This is a genomic window from Acidithiobacillus caldus ATCC 51756, assembly GCF_000175575.2.
GTDB classification, from domain to species: domain Bacteria; phylum Pseudomonadota; class Gammaproteobacteria; order Acidithiobacillales; family Acidithiobacillaceae; genus Acidithiobacillus_A; species Acidithiobacillus_A caldus.
Genome location: NZ_CP005986.1, coordinates 79,919 through 99,639, shown reverse-complemented (window position 1 = coordinate 99,639; position 19,721 = coordinate 79,919). Strand labels below are relative to the sequence as shown.

Below are 19,721 nucleotides of genomic sequence, written 5' to 3'. Positions count from 1 at the left end.
CCCGGCGCTTTGGGCTTGGGCGAGTGCTTTTTAGGCGATCACGGGGCGCGGCCCGACCGGTGGCGAGCCAGGCATGCGCCTTAAGTCTTTGATTTGTATGGTTAGAACAATGTCTTTTCGGTTATTGCGATTTCGTTTGTTTCGTTTACAATGACCCCTATCGCATCCGATCCGACCAGGAGAGCCCCATGACGACCCCCACCATCCCCAATGCGCTGCCCTCGGCCGAGGACGTCGCGCTGGCTCGGGAATCCGGGCGCGTGCTCTCGACGGTGCTGCAAACGCGCGCCGAGACCCAGCAGATCGACTTCCACGACGACAAGGGCGCCGTGCGCTCAGTGACGCTGCCGACGACGGCGCTGCGGTTGCTGCTGGACGTGCTGACCGAGATCGGCCAGGGCAATGCCGTCACCGTCATCCCCATCCACGCCGAACTGACCACGCAGGAAGCGGCCGACCTGCTCAACGTCTCGCGGCCCTTCCTCGTGCAGTTGCTGGAAAAAGGCGAGATCCCGTTCCACAAGATCGGCACGCATCGTCGGGTGCGTTACCAGGACGTGATCGCCTACAAGCACCGGATCGATGCCGAGCGCCGCAAGGCCCTCGACGAACTGGCCGCGCAGGCCCAGGAACTCGGCATGGGGTACTGAGCGGATGAGCTCGCACTTCACCGTCGTCTACGACGCCTGCGTGCTCTATCCCGCGCCCCTGCGCGATCTGTTGATGCATCTGGCGCTGTCGGACCTGTACCGGGCGCGCTGGAGCGACAGGATTCACGACGAGTGGATGCGCAACGTGCTGGCCAGCCGTCCCGATCTGACTGCCGAGCAACTCGAGCGCACGCGGCGGCTGATGAACGCCCACGTCCGCGACTGCCTGGTCACCGGCTTCGAGTACCTGATTGCCTCGATCGAGTTGCCCGACCCCAGCGACCGCCATGTGGTGGCGGCCGCCATCCACGCCGGCGCCAGCCTCATCGTGACCTTCAACCTCAAGGACTTCCCCGCTGAGGCGCTCAAGCCCTACAACCTCGCGGCGCAGCATCCGGACGACTTCATCGTCGATCTGCTGGATCTGCACCCGGCCGGCGTGCTCGAAGCAGTCGCCCGCCACCGCCGCAATCTGAAGAACCCGCCCAAGTCGGCGGACGACTACCTGGACACCCTGCTGGCGCAGGGGCTGACGCAATCGGTGGCGGTGATGCGCCCATGGGTCATGGCCATGTGAGGCACCGCGCTGTATCGGAGGGAGCATGAGCAAGAAGACCCTGACCAACGCACACTGTCTGCTGGAGCTGGTCGAGCGCGTGCCGGCCTCAGTCCTCAAGCTGTTCGCCGGCCTGCCCGAGTGCCTGGGACTGCAGCGCGGGTTTGATTGGACGCAGCCCGACGAGGGGCTGAGCGCTGCCCTCATCGAGCACATCAAGCACCTGCGCAAGGAGCAGCGCGATCCGGCCGAGCGCGAAGCTTTGCGGGTGCTGCGCCTGAGCACCGTGCGCGGGGCCGCCATCCTCGCCACCGTCGCCGAGCAGCTCTACGACGAGGACCTGCTCGCACGGTTTCGTGCGCAAGAAGGCGGCGAGGTCGGTCGCGCGGTGTGGATGCGCACGCACAGCGAGGCCTCGATCAAGCTCTTCGACACTGCCGAGTCCATCGTCAACACCCAGGACCTGAAGGGGCTCAAACGCCTGCACGACGCGTTCGACGTGCCTGGCGAGGCGCCGCCCTTCCTGTGGAACGATGAGGTCAAGGACCGGCTGGAAGCGCAACTCACCGAGGCGATGCGGCTGGCCGAGCCCTGCGAGGTCATCCACGTGGCCATGGAGGAGCCGAACCGGCAAGGCCAGACCCAGACGACGCACTACCTCGTGGTGCGTTTCGCCGGCGATCAGGTGGCCGCGGTGGAGATGCGCAACCGCCAGCGCAAGAGCTTCTTCTACTTCCCGGCGCGCGACGCCACCCTGATCTACGCGCCCCATCGTGGGCTCGTCGAAGTCTTTGCCCCGACACTGGGCATCCGTGCGCCGCTGGCCAACGTGCTGTCCCGGCACGGCTTCAAGGCCCCCTTGTCGAACCGCCCGCTGGACCGCTCGCGCTACGATCTGTCGCGCTTTGCGCGGCCACTGAAGGACACCAAGCCGCGCATCGACGGGGGCCGCATCGAGCGGCTGTATCTGACCGAAGCCAAGGCTTTGCTTGGGCATGCCACGGACGCCGTCACGCTGCACATCGACAGCGGCGCAGAACTGCACGAGGTGATCGACGAGCGCTGGGGCAACCACCCCTTCGCGCAGCCTGGTGCCTTGCTCGGTGTGACCCTGGTGGCCGAACTGGTGTTCGAGGGGGAGACGGCGGCCACCCCGCTGGCCATCGTGCTGGCCGAGCCCGGTCGCTGCAGCCTGGCTGGCGAGAAAGACCAACGCCTGCGCCGCGCCGGGATGCAACTGCTCGAGGCCCTGGGGGTGCGCAAACCGCTGCACCCGGGCTGCGGGCGGGACGATCCGAGCCTGATCGCGCAGGTGGCCCGGCTTCTGGAGAGCGCCAGCAGCCCGATGGACGGCTTCGCACTGCATAAGCTCGGCATCGACATCGAGCGGCTGCAGGACGAAGGCATCCTCATCGAAGGCGAGCGCATTGCCGAGCTGTCGGTCCCCGTCGACGAAGGCGAGCCGATGAAGGTGGTGCTCGAACGTTGCGCCGATGCCGACACCGTGCGCTACCGCGATCCTCTGACGGGCAACGACGTGGTCATGCCGGCCCGCCTCGCCCGGCGCTGGAAGGTGCAGCTGGACTGGTTGCGCGAGGAATTGATCACGGCGCTGGGATCGGCCTTGAAAGGACCCCGCAGTCGGCACTTCGACGACGAGCCGGTGTTCCTTGGCGAGATCGACATCGACGGCCATGCCGTGGCGCTGTACTTCGCCTCCAGGATGTCCCACGAGCGCGCGTACGCGAAAGTCGACGCTGCGCTGAGGCTTCGTCCGCGCCCGGTGGCGGGCGTGGTGTTGACGACGACCTCGACGCCGCTGCCATTCGCCGGCACCAATGTCGTCATTCCCATCGAGGATGTGCTCGCCGATGCGGGCAACGGCAGCGCCATCGACCTGGACCGGCTGAAGGTGGCCTATCGCCACGGGCAACTGGCGGCCATGGGCGGGTCGACGGTGACGCTCAAGGTCGCCCCCGATGGTCACGCGGCGACGCTGTACCTTCCGGGCAAGGCGCCGTGGCGGGTCACGGGCAAAGCAAGGATCGCCGTCTTGCAGCGGCTGGTGGAGGCCTGGGCCGCAGGAACGCCCCACGTCAACACGAAGGCGCTGATGGCCGGCACGGGCTGCACGTCTCCGGCCAACCTCTTCACCGGCAAGCACTCGCCCTGGCGCGACTATCTCGAAAGGGTCCCAGGCACGCGGGCGTGGCAGCTGAAGCTGACCCCACTCGATCGAGTGGTCGTCGATGACAGCGACACGCGCAGCGCTGCGATCGAAGCAGTCACCGAAGACGTCTGACCGCCGTTGAGGCGTCAGCGCGCCGCGCCGATTGATCGGCGTTGCGATCCGCTTCGGAAATCTGCGCACATCATCCGTGACGGTTTCGATTCCCTGGAGCCGTCATGACAAACCTCGAACTTGCATCTCCGGCAGAGATGAGCGCCAGCGCCCGTGCTGGCGAAATCACCACCATCCTTGCGGCCGCCATCGTCCGTACCCTCGGGTCTTCCGGGCTGGAACAGAGCGCGGTTCGCCTTGGCTTCTTGCCCGACCAGCGCGTTCATACAACCCCCTCTCAACAGGAGAAGTTGTGATGAACGAGAAACAAGCTTCCGTCGCGGCGCGGATCGCCGAACTGGGCCACCTGCCCATGGCCGAGCTCTGGGTCATCTGGGACCGGTACTTCGAACGCCGGCCCAAACATCCGAATCGAACGCACGTCGAATCCCGCATCGCCTATAAGCTGCAGGAAGAAGCTTTCGGCGGACTGGCCCCCGAAACGCGCCAGCGTCTGGAGGCCATCGGCGCGAAGCACTCCAAGATCAAACTGCGCGCGCGCCCGCGCAAGTTCGACTTCGCACCGGGCACCGTGCTGCTGCGCGAATGGGGCGAGCGCGAGCATCGGGTGACGGTCAATGCCGAGGGCCATTTCGAGTACGAGGGCCACACCTTCAAGAGCTTGACGGCGGTGGCTCGGCACATCACCGGCCAGCATTGGAGCGGCCCGCTGTTCTTCGGTCTGAAAGGAGGCGCCTGATGACGGAAATCGCCTCCACTAAGGCGCGCAAACGCTGCGCGGTCTACTGCCGGGTGTCGTCGGACGAGCGGCTCGACCAGGAGTTCAACTCCATCGATGCGCAAAAGGAAGCCGGGCACGCCTTCATCGCCAGCCAGCGCGCCGAGGGATGGATTGCGGTGGCCGACGACTACGACGACCCCGGCTACTCCGGCGGCAACACCGAGCGCCCGGCCTTGAAGCGCCTGATGGCCGATATCCAGCGCGGGCTGATCGACATCGTGGTGGTCTACAAGATCGACCGCCTGACGAGGAGCCTCGCCGACTTCTCCAAGATGGTCGAGGTGTTCGAGCGCCAGGGCGTGTCCTTCGTCTCGGTGACCCAGCAATTCAACACCACGACCTCGATGGGGCGGCTCACGCTCAACATCCTGCTGTCCTTCGCCCAGTTCGAGCGCGAGGTCACCGGTGAGCGCATCCGCGACAAGATCGCCGCGGCCAAGAAGAAGGGGCTGTGGATGGGCGGCGTGCCGCCACTGGGCTACGACGTGGCGAACCGGCAACTGGTCATCAACGAAGCCGAGGCGGCCGTGGTGCGCCGCATCTTCGAGGAGATGCTCTCAATCGGTTCGCCGACCCAGATCGCTGCTCGACTGACTGCCGAGGGCATCACGACCAAGGCGTGGACGACGCAGGACGGGCGGGTTCGCACCGGCACACGTATCGACAAGAAGTACATCCACAAGGTGCTGCGCAACCGCATCTACCTCGGGGAGCTGTCGAGCCGGGGCCAGTGGTACCCCGGCGTGCACGAGCCGATCATCGAACGCCAGCTGTGGGACCAGGTTCACGCGGTGCTGGCCCGCGACAGCCACGCGCGCTCTGTGGAGACCAAGATCCGGTCACGCACCGACGCCTTGCTACGGGGACTGCTCTATGCCCCTTCGGGCGAACGCATGTACCCGACCTACTCGCGCAAAAACGGACGCAAGTATCACTACTACGTCTCCAAGTCCGAGAGTCGCTTCGGCGCGCCGGGCAAGAGTTACGAGCGCCTGCCCGCCGGGGAGATTGAGGCGGCAGTCGTAGCCCAGATCCGCACCGTGCTGACCAGCCCCGAATCCATTGCAGCGGTCGTGCGTCACGTCCAACGCCAGGGCGCACCGATCGACGAGGCCACGGTCGTGATGGCGATGGGCCGCCTCAACGACGTGTGGGATCAGCTCTTCCCGGTTGAGCAGCACCGCATCGCCAACCTGATGATCGAGCGCATCGATCTCGTCCACACCGCCGAGATGCAGGGCATCCGGGTGAAGTGGCGCGAACTGGGCTGGGACGCCTTGATCGGCGAGTTCGCGCCCAGGAGCATCGGCGCCGAGCTGCTGGAGGTCGAGGCATGAAGGACGGGACGCTCGAGACCTTCGTGCCGCTGACCCTGCGGCGGCGCGGCGTGCGCCGGCTGGTTCAGCACCAGGCCGAGGACCGGGACGCGCACGACAGCACGCTCATCGAAGGGATGGCGCGGGCCTTCCACTGGCAACGGCTGCTGGACAGCGGCGCGATGCCCAGCGGCTCGGCCATCGCGCGTGCCGAAGGGCTGCACCACTCGGTGGTCAACGAGCTGCTGCGCCTGACGCTGCTCGCGCCCGACATCGTCGAGATGCTGATGGCCGGGCGGCAGCCACGCCGGATGAGCCTGATCTGGTTCCAGCGCCACCCGCTGCCGGTGGACTGGGCGGCCCAGCGCGAGATCGTGCGGCGCTTCGAGGAGAAAGCGTGAGCACGAAGCACCGGGGACGCATCGAGGGAGCGCCGGTCACCCAGAAACTGCCGACGCCGGCGGGCGGCGTGAAACTGGAAACCTTCGTGCCCTGGCGGCTCGTCCAGCGTGGCACCCGGCGCGCGGTGATCCCACCACCTGGGGTCCGGACGGCCGTCGAGGCGCACTCGACCTGGGCCGCTCCCGTGCGCACCGAGATCCCGGACACCGCTCTCCTGCGAGCGCTTGGGCTGGCGCACCACTGGCAGCGGCTGCTCACCGAGGGAAGGGTTGCCTCGGCGGCCGAGATCGCCAAAGCCGAGGGGATGGACGTCTCGCAGGTCCATCGCCTTATGCGGCTGACCCTGCTGGCCCCCGAGTTGGTGGAGCGCCTCGCCGCCACCCCCGAACTCCCCGTCGAGCGACTGCTGGGGCGCCCGTGGCCCTATGGCTGGGCCGAGCAGATCCGGGTGCTGGCCTCGATGCCCTGACGGGCCCTGTCATCACATCGCCGCCGCCTTCGGGCGGCCTTTTTGCGGCCTGACGATCTCTCTCGGTCGCCGCCGCCGGGCAGTTGCCGACTGCAACCGGCGCCGCTAAGTCCTTGATGGAGCACGTACAGGTCCCCGGAGTCCTCCACGGACACTGAGCGAAAAACAGAGAACAGAGAGGCCGTGAGGGGCGAAGGCGGTCCGAGCTCAAAGGCTGCGTCCGCAAGATCACGCCGTGAACACGCGCCAACACGCGGGGAACGCGCAAGAAAAAAGGCCAACCGATAAGGGTTGGCCTTGGGTAAATGGTGGAGGCGGCGGGAATCGAACCCGCGTCCACAGGACCTAGACCCCCGGTTCTACATGCGTAGTCCGTCTTTTTGCTTTGACACTCCGGGACTCCGACGGACAGGATTCCCAGAATGCGAGTCCGCTTGTTTTAACGCTGGGTCAGCGGACAGACCCAGCGCGATTCCGCGTTTGTCGACCCCCCGCAGGCCTTGCGGCCACCGCGTCCGCGGACGAACCCGGGCGGAGGGCTCACTGCTTAAGCAGCGAGGGCGTAATTGCTGTCGTTGGCAATTATAGCGTTGCGACCAGTTTTAAGAGCAAACCGCAGCTCTGCACGCACCGAAGGCTTCGCGACCTGTGTCGAAACCGATCGCCCCCCGTTTCGAAGGATAAGACCTGAACGTCCGATAAAAGTTCCACAGAATCAGCTCGTTCATAGTATCCCTGTGGAACGCTCTGCGCAAAGGGACCGACACCGCGATCATACCAGCAACCTGCGCCGCAACAGAAGGATAGCGAGGGTATAGCCCACCACCGTGTAGCCTGCCAGCACCGCCAGGTGCAGGGCGATATCCGTTGGCCAGTGGCCAGTGAGCCACGGCCGCAGCAGGGCCACGGCGTGGGTGAGGGGGAGGAATTGCGCAATGGTCTGGCCGAGGGTAGGCAGGGTTTTCAGGGGATAGAACACGCCGCAGAAGAGGAACATGGGCGTCACCACCAGGGTGAAGTAATACATGAAAAAGTCGTAGCTTCGGGAAATGGCGGTCACCGTCAGGGCAATGGCAGCAAAGGCCATGCCCGACAGGAGGATGACCGGTAGCGCCCAGGGCACGCCAGCCCAGTGGATCGCCCCGAAAAAGCTGGCCACGACGATGATGGCGACGGCACTGATGGTTCCCTTGAGCGCAGACCAGAGCATCTCGCCGGCGAGGACATCGCTCACCTCCAGGGGAGTGGCGAGGATGGCCGCGTAGGTCTTCTGCACGCTCATGCGAGTAAAGGCGGAATAGAGCCCCTCGAAGGTCGCCGTATTCATGACCGAACTAGCGACGATGCCCGAGGCGATGAAGGTGATGTAGGACATGCCCTCGATCCGCCCGACAAAATGGCCAAGACCGTAGCCCAGGGCCAGCAGATAGAGGAGCGGGTCGCCGAAATTGCCCAGGAGGCTCGGTAACCACAGCTTGCGCCACACGCGAAAGTTGCGCGCGACCAGGGCCCAGCAGGCCCAGCCCGGCAGGTAATGGCGCCAGGTGCTCACTCGCGGTCGCCCTCACGCAGATCCCGTCCCGTCAGACGCAGGAAGACATCCTCCAGGTTGGCGTTACGCAGAAGTAGCTGCAGACCACCAAGCTCGGCAAAATGCCGATGCACGCCAGCCAGATCCGCCCCGTAGAGCAGGAGCGTGTCGCCCACACGCTCCGCCGCCGCCACCCGTCCCACATGCCAGTCCTCGGGGTCCGGCCTACTGCCGTCCAGCCGTCGCAGTTCCAGAACCATGGGTGGGATGTGGCGGGCGATGAGTTCCGCTGGTGGCGCCTCGTCCAATATCCGCCCGTGGTCGATGATACCCACCCGATCGGCAAGGCGTTCCGCCTCATCCATGTAGTGGGTGGTGAGCAGCAGGGTGACTCCTTGGCGCTTCAATTCCCGCAGCTTTTGCCAGATGAGGTGACGCGCCTGGGGGTCGAGACCGGTGCTGGGCTCGTCGAGGAGAATCAGGCGTGGCTCGTGGATGAGGGCGCGGGCGATGGTCAGGCGCCGCTTCATGCCCCCCGAAAGGGCAGCGATGGGCTTGTGCGCATAATCGGCGAGGAGCATGAATTCCAGAAGCTCGCTCGTGCGGCGGCGGATGCTCGCCCGCGGCAAGGCGAAATAGCGGCCGTAGACCCAGAGGTTCTCGGCAACGGTAAAGTCGGGATCGAGATTGTCCTCTTGCGGCACCACCCCCAGGGTATATCGACCGCCATGGGGTAGACTCTGCACGGGCTGACCGGCGATACGGATCTCTCCCGCGTCCAGTGGCGTGATGCCCTGAATGCCACGGATGCAGGTACTTTTGCCAGCGCCATTGGGACCCACGAGGACGTAGCACTCGCCGGTGCGAATCCGTAGTCCAAAATTCTGCAGGACCGGCCGACCCGAATAGGCCTTGTAGAGTCCCTCAGCCTCGAGAAAGTTCGAAGGCACAGTCACGTCCATCGCCTTCGCCAGCGGGATCGGCCTGGAAGCGCTCCAGAAGGGCGGCCTCGATGGTCGCCAGCCGGCCGTGGAAGAAGTGGTCCGCCGGTAAGGAAACGCGCTCGGGGTCAACGGGCAGACTGTCCAGCCAAGACCATACGGCATCTGCAGGCACCAGTTCGTCCGACTCCCCCTGAATGACCATCCACGGGCATTGTGGCTCCGGCAGGCCGGTGAAATCGAAGAGGTTCACGGGCGGCGCCACGGTAATGAGCTGCCGCACCCGCGGATCCCGTGCCGCCCGGTAGGCGACGTAGGCGCCGAAGGAAAAACCCGCCAACCAGATGGAGAAGCCCGGGCGCCGCTGCGCCACCCAGTCGAGGACCGCAAGGCAGTCATCCGTTTCACCGCGACCGTCGTCGTAGTGCCCGCCACTCTCACCCACGCCGCGAAAGTTGAAGCGAAGGGAAGGGATGCCCAGACGGTTGCAGGATCGACTCAGATAGTGCACCACCTTATTGTTGAGGGTACCACCGTAGAGGGGATGCGGGTGCAGGATCACGGCCACGGCGCGCCGGGTTTCCCGCTCCGGACAGGCGGTCAAGCCCTCCAGGAGCCCGACAGGCCCCGGAATGAACACGCGCTCGCCGACACACTCGAGCTCGAGCTCCTTGCCGTCGTAGAGGTGGGTACGATCGATGGGCAGCATCAGATCCGTAGACGCTCGACGGGGTGACCATCGCGCAGGTGCGACTCGACGATCTCGATGAGGTCGTCCTCATCCACGTAGGTGTACCAGACGCCATCGGGATAGACGACGGCGGTGGGTCCTTCGCTGCAGCGACCCAGACAGCCACTGCGATTGACCCGCACCTTGCCCGCACCGTGGATACCCAGCGTCTTGGCGTGCCGCTTGGCGCTGTGAAAGGCGCGCTCGGCTATATCGCTGTTGTTGCAGGCCTGCTCGCCCGACTCCCGGCGATTGAGGCAGATAAAAAGATGGCGCTCATAAAAAGCTTCGGACACGATCTTGACCCCTCTGGACGCTGCACCCATGATAACCCAATCTCCACGTCTCAGGCAGAGGTTGCCCGCCATGCTCACCGAACGGATCATCGCCAACTTCGATAACGCCCTGCGCACCCTGGCCGGTCAGAGCCCCGGTAGTGGCCGCAGCAACCCCGCACGGGGTACGCGGGACTCCCTTTTGCGGCCCTGGCAGCGGCGACGCGCCGGTCGTCTCATGCGCGTCAATCACACGGGCGAGGTCATGGCCCAGGCGCTGTACACGGGTCAGGCAGCCGGAACCGACGATCCGCAGCTACGCAGCGAACTCCTGCAAGCGCGGCGAGAAGAGGAGGATCACCTGCGTTGGTGTGAGGACCGCCTGCGCGAGCTGCGCAGCCATCCCAGTCTGCTCGGTCCCATCTGGTACGGCGTCGGCTGGGGCATGGGTTTTGCGGCGGCGCGGCGTGGTCGCGGCAGCAACCTGGGTCTCGTGGTGGCCGTGGAGCATCTGGTCGAGAAGCACCTCGACGAGCACCTGGCTCTGCTCCCGCCGGAGGACGAGCGCAGTCGCAAGATTCTGGAGCAGATGCGCCAAGACGAGATCGCGCACGCAGACAAGGCCGAAAACTTGGGGGCTCAGCCCCTGCCGGTCTGGAGCGAAACGGCCTTGCGCGGCCTATCCAAGATCATGACCCGTGGCGCACTGTGGGTGTGACGCTGGCCCTAGCCCGAGTAGACATCCCGACCGGGCAAGGCACGTAGCTGGAGGTCGTTGCCGCCCGGCAGGTGGATGCGATAGCGGCCAGCGCGTACCGCCTCGGCCATGCTGCCGATGGTCTGTTTACCCAAAAGCTCCACCACCTGCGCCTTGAGGGGTTTCCAGGCATAGTGCACGGGGCAGGCGGTCTCATCGGCACAGGCCTTGAGGCCGAGCACGCAGCCTTGGCCAAAGGGTGCGCCCTCCACCATCTCCACCACCTCCAGAATATTCATCTGTTCGGCACCGGGCCGCAGGACGAAACCGCCGCCGCGACCTTTGTAGGAGTCGAGAACCCCTCTTTTGGCCAGAACCTGGAGGATCTTGGCCAGGTACTGCGCCGGCACCCGCAGATAGTCCGAGATATCGCGGCTCAATACCGGTTCGCCCGAGGGCTGGGCAGCGAGATAGATGAGTGCCTGCAGAGCGTATTCGCTGGTTTTGCTCAGGAGCATGGGAGTCCCCCCAGTTCGCCAAGATCCGGCCCTAGCACTCCAGGCTCCGTATCTCGAAATCGTGTGTGATTTGTGCCGTTTTACCCAGCATGATACTGGCCGAGCAGTATTTTTCCGCAGAAAGGCCAATGGCGTGCTCGACCCGGCGCGGATCGAGATCTCGGCCCGTCACCACATAATGCAGGTGAATGGCCGTGAAGACCTTGGGGTCGCTGTCGGCGCGCTGCGCCTGCAGCTGCACCACACAGTCGCGCACATCCTGCCGGGATTTTTGCAGGATCATGACCACGTCGATACTGGAGCAGCCGCCCAGACCCATGAGCAGCAACTCCATGGGCCGTGGCCCGAGATTCTTACCGCCGATATCGGCGGCGCCATCCATGACCAGGGCATGACCGCTATCGGCATGGGCCAGGAAACTCATGTGTCCGGGACCAGACCACCGAACCTCTGCCTTCATGTCCTTGCTCCCTGAGTTACCGCATTCCAGACTTTACCATACCACGGTCGTCTTTAGGCAAACAGTTGCGCCAGGGCCTTTCCGGGAGCGTCCTCGCGCATCAGCGCCTCCCCCACCAGGAACGCGTGGATGCCGCGAGCGCGCAGGGTGGCAACGTCCTCCGGGCTGCGGATGCCACTTTCGCTGATCACCAGGCGATCCTCGGGAATGGCGGGCAACAGGTCGATGCTGCGCTGGATGGAGGTGGTGAAACTGCGCAGGTCGCGATTGTTGATGCCCAAGAGGGGACTGCGCAGAGCCAGGGCGCGCCGCAGTTCCTGGGCGTCGTGCACTTCCACCAGGACGGCCATGCCCAGATCCAGGGCAAGGGCCTCCAGCTCACGCAGGGTATCGTCGCCGAGGGCTGCGACGATGAGCAGGATGGCATCGGCACCGATGGCGCGCGCCTCCCAGACCTGATAGGGATCGATGCAGAAATCCTTGCGCAGGGCCGGCAGGTTCACCGCCGAGCGCGCCGCCGTGAGGTAGCTGTCGTTACCCTGAAAAAAACGCTCGTCCGTCAATACCGAAAGGCAGGCGGCACCGTGAGCAGCGTAGTCGCGGGCGATCTCCACGGGGTTGAAATTTTCACGGATGACCCCGGCCGAGGGAGAAGCTTTCTTGATCTCGGCGATGACCGCCGCCGCCCCCGTCGCCTGGGGCTGGCGCAAGGCGCCGACGAAATCCCGCGGCGGTGCCGCAAGGGCCGCCGCCGACTGCAGCTCGGCAAGGCCCAGACGCTGACGTCGCGCCGCCACTTCCGTGGCCTTGTGCTGGAGAATTTCCTGGAGGGTATCCATCACGGCTCAACTCCTTGCGGCAAAGGAGCGCAGACGCTCCCAACGTTCGCGGGCAGCTCCCGAGACCAGGGCAGCGCGCGCCTGTGCCACCGCCTCGGAGAGATCGTCCACCACATCGGCGGCGTAGAGGGCCGCACCGGCATTGAGGGCGACCACATCCTGACGTGCCCCCGGCTTGCCCGAGAGCACCTCGTGAAAGGCCGCCAGGGCCTCGTGCGTGTCGCGAATCTGCAGCACCTCCAGGGGCGCCGGTGCGATGCCGAAGTCTCCAGGCTGCAGTCGAAAGCGGCGGATGCTGCCGTCCTCCCGTACCTCAGCCACCTCCGTGGGGCCGCTGATACTGATCTCGTCCAGACCATCGTGGCCGTGCACCACGAGGACGTGCCGCCCCCCCAGCTCCTTGGCCGCCTCCGCCACGGGCATCAGCCAGGCATCGGCAAACACGCCGAGGACCTGGTGCGGTGCGCCGGCAGGATTGCTCAGGGGACCCATGAGATTGAACAGGGAGCGGATGCCCAGCTCCCGCCGGGGGCCAACGGCGTGGCGCATGGCACCGTGGTGGCTGGGTGCAAAGAGGAAGCCGATACCCACAGCGTCGATGCAGGCGGCCACCTGCGTCGGTGTGAGATCGAGGCACAGGCCCGCCGCCTCCAGCACGTCGGCGCTGCCGCTGCGACCGGAGACGGCACGGTTACCGTGCTTGGCCACCCGCGCGCCAGCGGCAGCAGCGACGATGGCGGCGAGGGTGGAGATGTTGAAGGTGTTGCGGGCGTCGCCACCAGTGCCGCAGGTATCGACGAGATGCTCGGTACCCACCTCCACCCGCAGCATATGTGCGCGCAGAGCGCGGGTAGCGCCCACCAGTTCTTCCACACGCTCACCTTTCATGCGCAGCGCCACCAGAAGCGCGCCAATCTGGGCAGGTGTCCACGAACCCGACATGATCGCGTCAAAAATGGCCTGCGCCTCGCTGCTGGACAGGTCGCGGTGGGCGATGAGTCTTTCCAGCACCTCACGCGCCTGCACGGCTTGCCTCCCGGACCTTGCAGAAGTGGGCGAGGAGTTCCTTGCCGCATTCGCTGAGAATGGACTCCGGATGGAACTGCACCCCCTCCACGGCAAAGCGGCGGTGGCGCAGGCCCATGATGAGTCCATCCTCGGTCCAGGCGGTGACCTCGAGCTCGCTCGGGAGATCGTCCCGGGCGACGATGAGGGAGTGATAACGGGTTGCCGTGAAGGGTTTGGGCAGACCGGCAAAGATGCCCTTATCGTCGTGGAAGATGGGCGAGGTCTTGCCGTGCACCACCTCCGGCGCGCGGACGACGCGTCCGCCAAAGGCTTCGCCGATGGCCTGGTGGCCAAGACAGACCCCGAGGATGGGGAGTCGTCCGGCAAAATGGCGGATGACTTCCAGAGAGATACCGGCCTGCGCCGGGGTGCAGGGACCCGGTGAGATGCAGATGCGCTCGGGCTGCATGGCCTCGATATCGGCAATGCTGAGGGCGTCGTTGCGCACGACCTCCAGCCGTTCCCCCAACTCACCAAAGTACTGCACCAGGTTGTAGGTGAAGCTGTCGTAGTTGTCGATCATGAGGATCATCGCTGCACCCCCACCTCAGGATCCAGACCATTCTCCGCCAGATCGACGGCGCGGAACATGGCGCGGCGCTTGTTCATGGTCTCCTCCCACTCGCTGGCAGGTTTGGAATCGGCGACGATGCCACCACCGGCCTGGATGTGCAGCTCGCCATCCTGTACCACCCCGGTGCGGATGGCGATGCAGGTGTCCAGATTGCCGTTGAAGCCCCAGTAACCCACGGCACCGGCGTAAATCCCGCGGGACACGGGCTCCAGCTCACGGATGATCTCCATGGCGCGGATTTTGGGGGCACCGGAGACGGTCCCGGCGGGGAAGGCGGCGCGCAGGGCGTCCATGGCGTCCAAACCCGGACGCAGGCGCCCCGAAACCTCCGAGACGATGTGCATGACGTGGGAATAGCGTTCGATACCGAAGGATTCGTCCAGGTGAACGCTGCCCACCTCGGCAATCCTCCCCACATCGTTGCGAGCCAGATCGATGAGCATGAGGTGCTCGGCCCGCTCCTTGGCATCCGCCAGCAGTTCCTGCTCCAGGGCGAGATCGTGCTCCAGATCAACGCCTCGGGGGCGGGTGCCCGCGATGGGGCGCACGGTCACTCGACCATCCTCCACCCGGACGAGGATCTCCGGAGAGGAGCCCACCAGCTGGGTCTTGCCCAGATCCAGGTAAAAAAGGTAGGGCGAGGGATTGACGCCGCGCAGGGCGCGGTAAAGGTCGAGGGGATGGGCCTCCAGCGGGATGCTGAGGCGCTGCGAGGGCACCACCTGCATCACGTCCCCCGCGGCAATGTAGTCACGGATTCGCTCGACGGCGGCCATGTAGGCCTCCCGACTGAAGCTCGCGCGATAATCCTCCTCACGCACACGTCCCTTGCGCGTTGCCGCGGCCGGCGGCACGGGCGAGCCATCGCGAAGCGTGGCGGCGAGGGCCTCCACCCGCGCTCGGGCACGCTCGTAGGCGTGGCGCTCGGCGGGATCGGCGTGGACGATGATGCGCAGGGTGCCACGCAAGTTATCGAAAACCAGCAGCTCCTGCGCTACCAGCAGCTGTATCTCCGGCAAATCCAGGGGATCGGGCAGACGCGGCGCGCGCTGCAGGCGCGGCTCGATGTAACGCACCGTATCAAAGCCAAAATAGCCCACCAGCCCACCCGCAAAGCGTCCCGCCACATCCTCGCTCTGGGGCACACGAAAGCGTCGGTGATAGGCGCGGATCCAGTCCAGTGGGTCCGCGGGACGGCAACGCTCCGTGAGGGTATCGTCCACAAAGACCTGGACCTCGCCCGCCCGCACCTCCAGGCGTTCCCGGGCCGGTAGCCCGATGATGGAATAACGCCCCCACTGCTCACCGCCCTGGACGGATTCAAAGAGATACGCGAAGGGACCGCGAACGACCTTGAGATAGGCCGACAAGGGCGTGTCGAGGTCGGCCAAAACCTCGCGGACCAAGGGGATGCGATTGTAGCCTTGCTTTGCCAAGGCATGAAAATGGGCTTCGGAAATCACGGGTTACACCTCACGATGGGGAATGGACGGACGACACTGCCGGTCAGTGGCAGCACCATCGTCCCATCGCGGTGTGAACTGTGCGCTTCCCGTACACGTCAGACCTTTCCGAAATCCCGCTCGTGCGGCGTGTGCTCGAGAATATCCAACAACTCGAGAAGGTTGTCCAGAAGGGCGTCCGGCTGCAGTTCGGCCACGGGCTGGTCGCCGTGGTAACCGTAGGTGACGCAGGCCACGGGCATTCCCGCGGCCCGGGCGGCCTCGGTGTCGTTGCGCGAGTCGCCCACCAGCAGGGCGGTTTCCGGCTGCACCCCAAAATGCGTCGCGGCGTGGGTCAGCGGCAAGGGATCGGGCTTCTTGCGCGGCAGGCTATCGCCCGAAAGCACGAGATCGAAGTGTGGGCGCAGACCGAGGGTATCCAGAAGCGGCTCGGTGAAGGTACCGGCCTTGTTGGTAATGCAGACGATGCGCCGATCCTGGGCCTTGAGGGCCTCCAGCGTCTCGGCGACCCCCGGGTAAACGCGGCTGTGGTCCGTGAGGTGGGCGGCGTAGTAGGCGCCGAAGTCCACCATGGCTTCGTCCAACTCCGCCTCCGTGGGAGCCCTGGTGAGACACAGGGCGCGCCGCATCAACTCGCGCACGCCATTGCCGATGAAGCCGCGAATCACCGGCATCTCGGCCGGCTCTCTGCCGAGCTTGCGCAGCACGTGATTGGCTGCGGCAGCGAGATCCGGCGCGGTGTCCACGAGGGTGCCGTCCAGATCCAGCAGGACGACCTTCGCCCGAAAGCGCTTGCCTGTGGTCGTCATCTTCGCGGCTTATCCCAGAGCGCTACGGAAAGCGGCAATGGTCGCCCGGTAATCGGGGGTGTTGTAGATGGCACTCCCGGCCACAAAGACGTCGGCACCGGCATCGGCCACGCGGCGGACGTTGTCCACCTTCACGCCACCGTCCACCTCCAGCTCGATGGCTTTGCCGGTGGCATCGATACGTTTGCGAATGGCCTCGATCTTGCGCAGGCTGTAGTCGATGAAGCTCTGCCCGCCGAACCCCGGGTTCACGCTCATGACGAGGACGAGATCGATGCTCTCCAGAATGTAATCCAGCACCGACAGCGGCGTGGCGGGATTGAGGGAAACGCCGGCCTTGCAACCCAGGCTCTTGATGAGCTGGATGCTGCGATCCAGGTGGATGGTCGCCTCGGGATGGACGGTGATGATGTTGGCACCGGCCTTGGCGAACTCGGGAATGATGGCGTCCACGGGCGTGATCATCAGGTGGACGTCCAGGGGCTTCTGGGTATGGGGACGAATGGCCTGCACCACCACCGGGCCAATGGTGAGATTGGGCACGAAGTGGTTGTCCATGACATCGACGTGGATGTAGTCCGCCCCCGCCTCGTCCACGGCCCGAACCTCCTCCCCAAGACGGGCGAAATCCGCCGACAGGATGGAGGGGGAAATCTTGAATTGGGACATTTCTGGTCTCCCGGGAGACAAAGGGAGGGGCGAACCCCTCCCACGATGGAGAGCTATGCGCTCAGACGCCGGTGACGCGCGGATCCAGCTCGCCCTTGGTGTAGCGCTTGACCATGGTATCCAGGGGGATCACCTTGATCTTGCTGGCGTGGCCGGCGGTGCCAAAGGCTTCGTAGCGCTGCTTGCAGATATCGCGCATGGCGTCGAGGGATGCCTGCAGGAACTTGCGCGGATCGAAGTTTTTCGGATTGGTGTACAGGCTCTTGCGCACCGCACCCGTCGCCGCCAGGCGCAAGTCCGTATCGATATTGACCTTGCGCACACCGTGCTTGATGCCCTCTTGAATCTCCTCCACCGGGACGCCGTAGGTCTCACCGATGTCGCCACCAAACTCATGGATGACCTTGAGCCACTCCTGGGGAACGGAGCTGGAGCCGTGCATGACCAGGTGGGTGTCCGGAATACGGGCGTGGATCTCCTTCACCCGATCGATGCGCAGGACCTTACCCGTGGGCGGCTGGGTGAACTTGTAGGCGCCGTGACTGGTGCCGATGGCAATGGCCAGAGCGTCCACCTTGGTAGCCTTGACGAACTGCGCCGCCTCTTCCGGATCCGTCAGCAGCTGGTCGTGGCTCAGGCAGCCTTCCGCGCCGACACCATCCTCCTCACCGGCCATGCCCGTCTCCAGGGAACCGAGACAACCCAATTCCCCCTCCACCGTCACGCCAACGGCATGGGCCATTTCCACGACCTTGGCCGTGACCGTGACGTTGTAGTCGTAGCTAGCGGGGGTTTTGGCATCTTCCATCAGGGAGCCGTCCATCATCACGCTGGAGAAACCGGAGCGGATGGCCTGGATGCAGACGGCTGGGCTGGCGCCATGATCCTGGTGGAGAACGACGGGGATGTCGGGATACTCTTCGATGGCGGCCAGGATCAGGTGGCGCAAAAAAGGCTCGCCGGCGTACTTACGGGCGCCGGCCGAAGCCTGCAGGATGACCGGGGCGTCCGTGGCCGCCGCCGCCTCCATGATGGCGCGGACCTGCTCCAGATTGTTGACGTTGAAGGCCGGAATGCCATAACCGTGCTCGGCGGCATGATCCAGGAGTTGACGCATGGAAACGAGTGCCATAGTGCTTACCTCGATGCTGTGGTGGATTGGGAAATGAGTCTCATCCCTATGCTAACCAAGGGCCTCGACGGCCTGCAAGCCGCCCACCGCGCGCCGGCGGTCATGCACGCTGCGGCCCGCCAATACGCACGATCTTGAGGGTATTGGTACCACCAGGGGCGCCGATGGGCTCGCCAATGGTGATGAGAATGAGATCGCCCTCGCGCACGACGCCGCGCCGACGCAGCTCATCCTCCGCCGCGCGCATGACCTGGGCCGGATCGTCGTGGCGACTCTGGGGGAAGTTCACCGGGTAGACACCGCGATAGAGGGTCACCCGTCGCCGGGTGTACACCTGGGGTGTCAGGGCATAAATGGGTACCCGGGGCTGGGCCCGGGAGAGCCACAGGGCAGTGGAGCCACTCTCGGTGAAAGCCGCGATGGCGGCGATGGGGGCCCTCTGGGTGGCGAGAATGGCCGCCGCGGCAATGGTCTCGTCCACCCGTTGCAGGGCCTGATCCGGCACCGGCGAGGTCCCGCCGCAGGGCATCTGCCGTTCCACCTCAAGACAGGTTCGCGCCATGGCGGCGACGGCCTCCACCGGGAAGGCACCGCTCGCCGTCTCCGCCGACAGCATGACGGCGTCGGTGCCGTCCAGCACGGCATTGGCCACGTCCGAGACCTCGGCCCGGGTGGGGATGGGCTGGTGGATCATGGACTCCATCATCTGTGTTGCGGTGATGGTGACCCGACCATATTTCTGGGCCAGGGCAATGATCCGCTTCTGCACCGGTGGTACCGCGGCGTCGCCGATCTCCACGCCAAGATCTCCGCGAGCCACCATGACCACTTCGGAAACCGCGAGGATTTCCTCGATGGCGGCCACCGCCTCCGCCCGTTCGATCTTGGCCACCAGGGCACCGTGACCACCGGCCTCGCGAAAGAGGCGACGCGCCTCGTCCATATCCGCCGCGCCGCGCGGAAAGGACACGGCCAGATAATCGGCCTCCAACTGCGCCGCCGTGAGGATGTCGGCACGATCCTTGTCGGTCAGGGCCGGGGCCGTGAGCCCGCCGCCCGCGCGATTGATGCCCTTGTTATTGGAAAGCTCACCGCCCTGGACGACTCGGGTGTGGATCTCGGTCCCCTGTACCCGGTCCACCCACAGCACGATCATGCCGTCATTGAGCAACAGGGTGGCACCCCGCTCCACATCACCGACGAGCTGCGGATAGGTGATGCCTACCCGTCCCTGGTCGCCCAGTTGGCAGGCGCTGTCCAGGATGAAGGAGTCGCCTTCACGTAGCTGAATCTTACCCTCGGCAAACTTGCCAATGCGGATTTTCGGCCCCTGCAGATCGGCAAGCACGCCCACCGCCCGACCGTGGGCACGGGCGCGCTCGCGCACCAGTTCCGCGCGGCGGACGTGATCTTCGGCGGTACCGTGAGAAAAGTTGAGGCGGACGACGTCCACACCCGCCTCGATCAGCCGGTCGATGACCTCGACCTCCGAGCTGGCGGGGCCAAGGGTGGCAACGATCTTGGTTCGACGAATCAAGC

The 19,721-nt window shown here is 65.3% G+C and carries 23 protein-coding genes and 1 other RNA gene; 9 read left to right on the top strand and 15 right to left on the bottom strand.

All coding sequences use genetic code 11. From position 1 onward, the window contains the following. Positions 1–188: 188 nt before the first annotated feature. The 8 genes from ACAty_RS00460 (at position 189) to ACAty_RS00425 (ending at position 6,476) form a co-directional block, all read left to right on the top strand. Positions 189–650, top strand: a complete 462-nt coding sequence (locus ACAty_RS00460) for a helix-turn-helix domain-containing protein (RefSeq protein WP_004869856.1) — start codon at positions 189–191, stop codon at positions 648–650. Positions 651–654: 4 nt separating this feature from the next. Continuing rightward, positions 655–1,227: a PIN domain-containing protein gene (locus ACAty_RS00455; RefSeq protein ID WP_004869854.1), complete on the top strand. Its 573-nt coding sequence runs from the start codon at positions 655–657 to the stop codon at positions 1,225–1,227. A 25-nt stretch (positions 1,228–1,252) separates the two neighbouring features. After that, positions 1,253–3,508, top strand: a complete 2,256-nt coding sequence (locus tag ACAty_RS00450) for a hypothetical protein (protein ID WP_004869851.1) — start codon at positions 1,253–1,255, stop codon at positions 3,506–3,508. 104 nt (positions 3,509–3,612) lie between these two features. After that, a complete protein-coding gene (locus tag ACAty_RS00445) occupies positions 3,613–3,804 on the top strand; it encodes a hypothetical protein (RefSeq protein WP_004869848.1) in 192 nt (63 codons plus the stop codon). After that, the gene (locus tag ACAty_RS00440) at positions 3,804–4,247 is read left to right on the top strand and encodes a DUF2924 domain-containing protein (protein ID WP_004869845.1); all 444 of its coding nucleotides are present in this window, start codon (positions 3,804–3,806) and stop codon (positions 4,245–4,247) included. Before ACAty_RS00445 ends, ACAty_RS00440 begins: the two co-directional genes overlap by 1 nt. Continuing rightward, positions 4,247–5,626: a recombinase family protein gene (locus tag ACAty_RS00435; RefSeq protein ID WP_004869844.1), complete on the top strand. Its 1,380-nt coding sequence runs from the start codon at positions 4,247–4,249 to the stop codon at positions 5,624–5,626. The genes ACAty_RS00440 and ACAty_RS00435 overlap by 1 nt, the downstream gene beginning before the upstream one ends. Then, entirely contained in the window at positions 5,623–6,006 is a 384-nt protein-coding gene (locus ACAty_RS00430) for a hypothetical protein (protein WP_004869841.1), read from the top strand. The genes ACAty_RS00435 and ACAty_RS00430 overlap by 4 nt, the downstream gene beginning before the upstream one ends. Next, positions 6,003–6,476 (top strand): hypothetical protein, encoded by a 474-nt coding sequence (locus ACAty_RS00425; RefSeq protein ID WP_004869837.1) that lies wholly within the window; start codon positions 6,003–6,005, stop codon positions 6,474–6,476. The genes ACAty_RS00430 and ACAty_RS00425 overlap by 4 nt, the downstream gene beginning before the upstream one ends. A gap of 306 nt (positions 6,477–6,782) precedes the next feature. Here the strand turns inward: ACAty_RS00425 and ssrA are convergent. The 5 genes from ssrA to ACAty_RS00405 form a co-directional block, all read right to left on the bottom strand. Further along, positions 6,783–7,145, bottom strand: a transfer-messenger RNA (tmRNA) gene (gene ssrA, locus ACAty_RS15035). A gap of 103 nt (positions 7,146–7,248) precedes the next feature. Further along, on the bottom strand, positions 7,249–8,028 hold the full coding sequence (locus tag ACAty_RS00420) for an ABC transporter permease (RefSeq protein WP_004869835.1): 780 nt from the start codon (positions 8,026–8,028) through the stop codon (positions 7,249–7,251). Then, entirely contained in the window at positions 8,025–8,969 is a 945-nt protein-coding gene (locus ACAty_RS00415) for an ATP-binding cassette domain-containing protein (RefSeq protein ID WP_038471347.1), read from the bottom strand. The genes ACAty_RS00420 and ACAty_RS00415 overlap by 4 nt, the downstream gene beginning before the upstream one ends. Beyond that, a complete protein-coding gene (locus ACAty_RS00410) occupies positions 8,932–9,657 on the bottom strand; it encodes an alpha/beta hydrolase (RefSeq protein ID WP_004869831.1) in 726 nt (241 codons plus the stop codon). The genes ACAty_RS00415 and ACAty_RS00410 overlap by 38 nt, the downstream gene beginning before the upstream one ends. Beyond that, positions 9,657–9,974 carry a (2Fe-2S) ferredoxin domain-containing protein gene (locus ACAty_RS00405; protein WP_226047612.1) on the bottom strand — a complete coding sequence of 106 codons (318 nt, stop codon included), beginning with the start codon at positions 9,972–9,974 and terminating at the stop codon, positions 9,657–9,659. The genes ACAty_RS00410 and ACAty_RS00405 overlap by 1 nt, the downstream gene beginning before the upstream one ends. Positions 9,975–10,044: 70 nt before the next feature. Between ACAty_RS00405 and coq7 the strand changes: the two genes are divergently transcribed. Continuing rightward, entirely contained in the window at positions 10,045–10,671 is a 627-nt protein-coding gene (coq7, locus tag ACAty_RS00400; protein WP_004869826.1) for a 2-polyprenyl-3-methyl-6-methoxy-1,4-benzoquinone monooxygenase, read from the top strand. Positions 10,672–10,679: 8 nt separating this feature from the next. On the opposite strand, the gene ACAty_RS00395 is transcribed toward coq7, so the two are convergent. The 10 genes from ACAty_RS00395 to pyk all read right to left on the bottom strand — a co-directional run bounded on the left by ACAty_RS00395 (position 10,680) and on the right by pyk (position 19,719). Next, entirely contained in the window at positions 10,680–11,168 is a 489-nt protein-coding gene (locus ACAty_RS00395; RefSeq protein WP_004869825.1) for an RrF2 family transcriptional regulator, read from the bottom strand. A 31-nt stretch (positions 11,169–11,199) separates the two neighbouring features. Next, positions 11,200–11,628, bottom strand: a complete 429-nt coding sequence (locus tag ACAty_RS00390; protein WP_004869822.1) for an OsmC family protein — start codon at positions 11,626–11,628, stop codon at positions 11,200–11,202. Between the two features lie 53 nt (positions 11,629–11,681). Next, positions 11,682–12,470 (bottom strand): indole-3-glycerol phosphate synthase TrpC, encoded by a 789-nt coding sequence (trpC, locus tag ACAty_RS00385; RefSeq protein ID WP_187288639.1) that lies wholly within the window; start codon positions 12,468–12,470, stop codon positions 11,682–11,684. Positions 12,471–12,473: 3 nt separating this feature from the next. Continuing rightward, positions 12,474–13,493 (bottom strand): anthranilate phosphoribosyltransferase, encoded by a 1,020-nt coding sequence (gene trpD / locus ACAty_RS00380; RefSeq protein ID WP_004869818.1) that lies wholly within the window; start codon positions 13,491–13,493, stop codon positions 12,474–12,476. Continuing rightward, positions 13,480–14,067: an anthranilate synthase component II gene (locus ACAty_RS00375; RefSeq protein WP_004869816.1), complete on the bottom strand. Its 588-nt coding sequence runs from the start codon at positions 14,065–14,067 to the stop codon at positions 13,480–13,482. Before ACAty_RS00375 ends, trpD begins: the two co-directional genes overlap by 14 nt. Further along, entirely contained in the window at positions 14,064–15,572 is a 1,509-nt protein-coding gene (gene trpE / locus ACAty_RS00370) for an anthranilate synthase component I (RefSeq protein ID WP_004869814.1), read from the bottom strand. The genes ACAty_RS00375 and trpE overlap by 4 nt, the downstream gene beginning before the upstream one ends. A 98-nt stretch (positions 15,573–15,670) precedes the next feature. Next, positions 15,671–16,381, bottom strand: a complete 711-nt coding sequence (locus tag ACAty_RS00365) for a phosphoglycolate phosphatase (protein ID WP_004869811.1) — start codon at positions 16,379–16,381, stop codon at positions 15,671–15,673. Between the two features lie 9 nt (positions 16,382–16,390). Then, the gene (gene rpe / locus ACAty_RS00360) at positions 16,391–17,050 is read right to left on the bottom strand and encodes a ribulose-phosphate 3-epimerase (RefSeq protein WP_004869810.1); all 660 of its coding nucleotides are present in this window, start codon (positions 17,048–17,050) and stop codon (positions 16,391–16,393) included. Positions 17,051–17,111: 61 nt separating this feature from the next. Continuing rightward, positions 17,112–18,182, bottom strand: coding sequence for a class II fructose-bisphosphate aldolase (gene fba / locus ACAty_RS00355; protein ID WP_004869808.1), 1,071 nt, complete (start codon positions 18,180–18,182; stop codon positions 17,112–17,114). 100 nt (positions 18,183–18,282) lie between these two features. Next, entirely contained in the window at positions 18,283–19,719 is a 1,437-nt protein-coding gene (gene pyk / locus ACAty_RS00350) for a pyruvate kinase (protein WP_004869805.1), read from the bottom strand. Positions 19,720–19,721 lie beyond the last annotated feature (2 nt).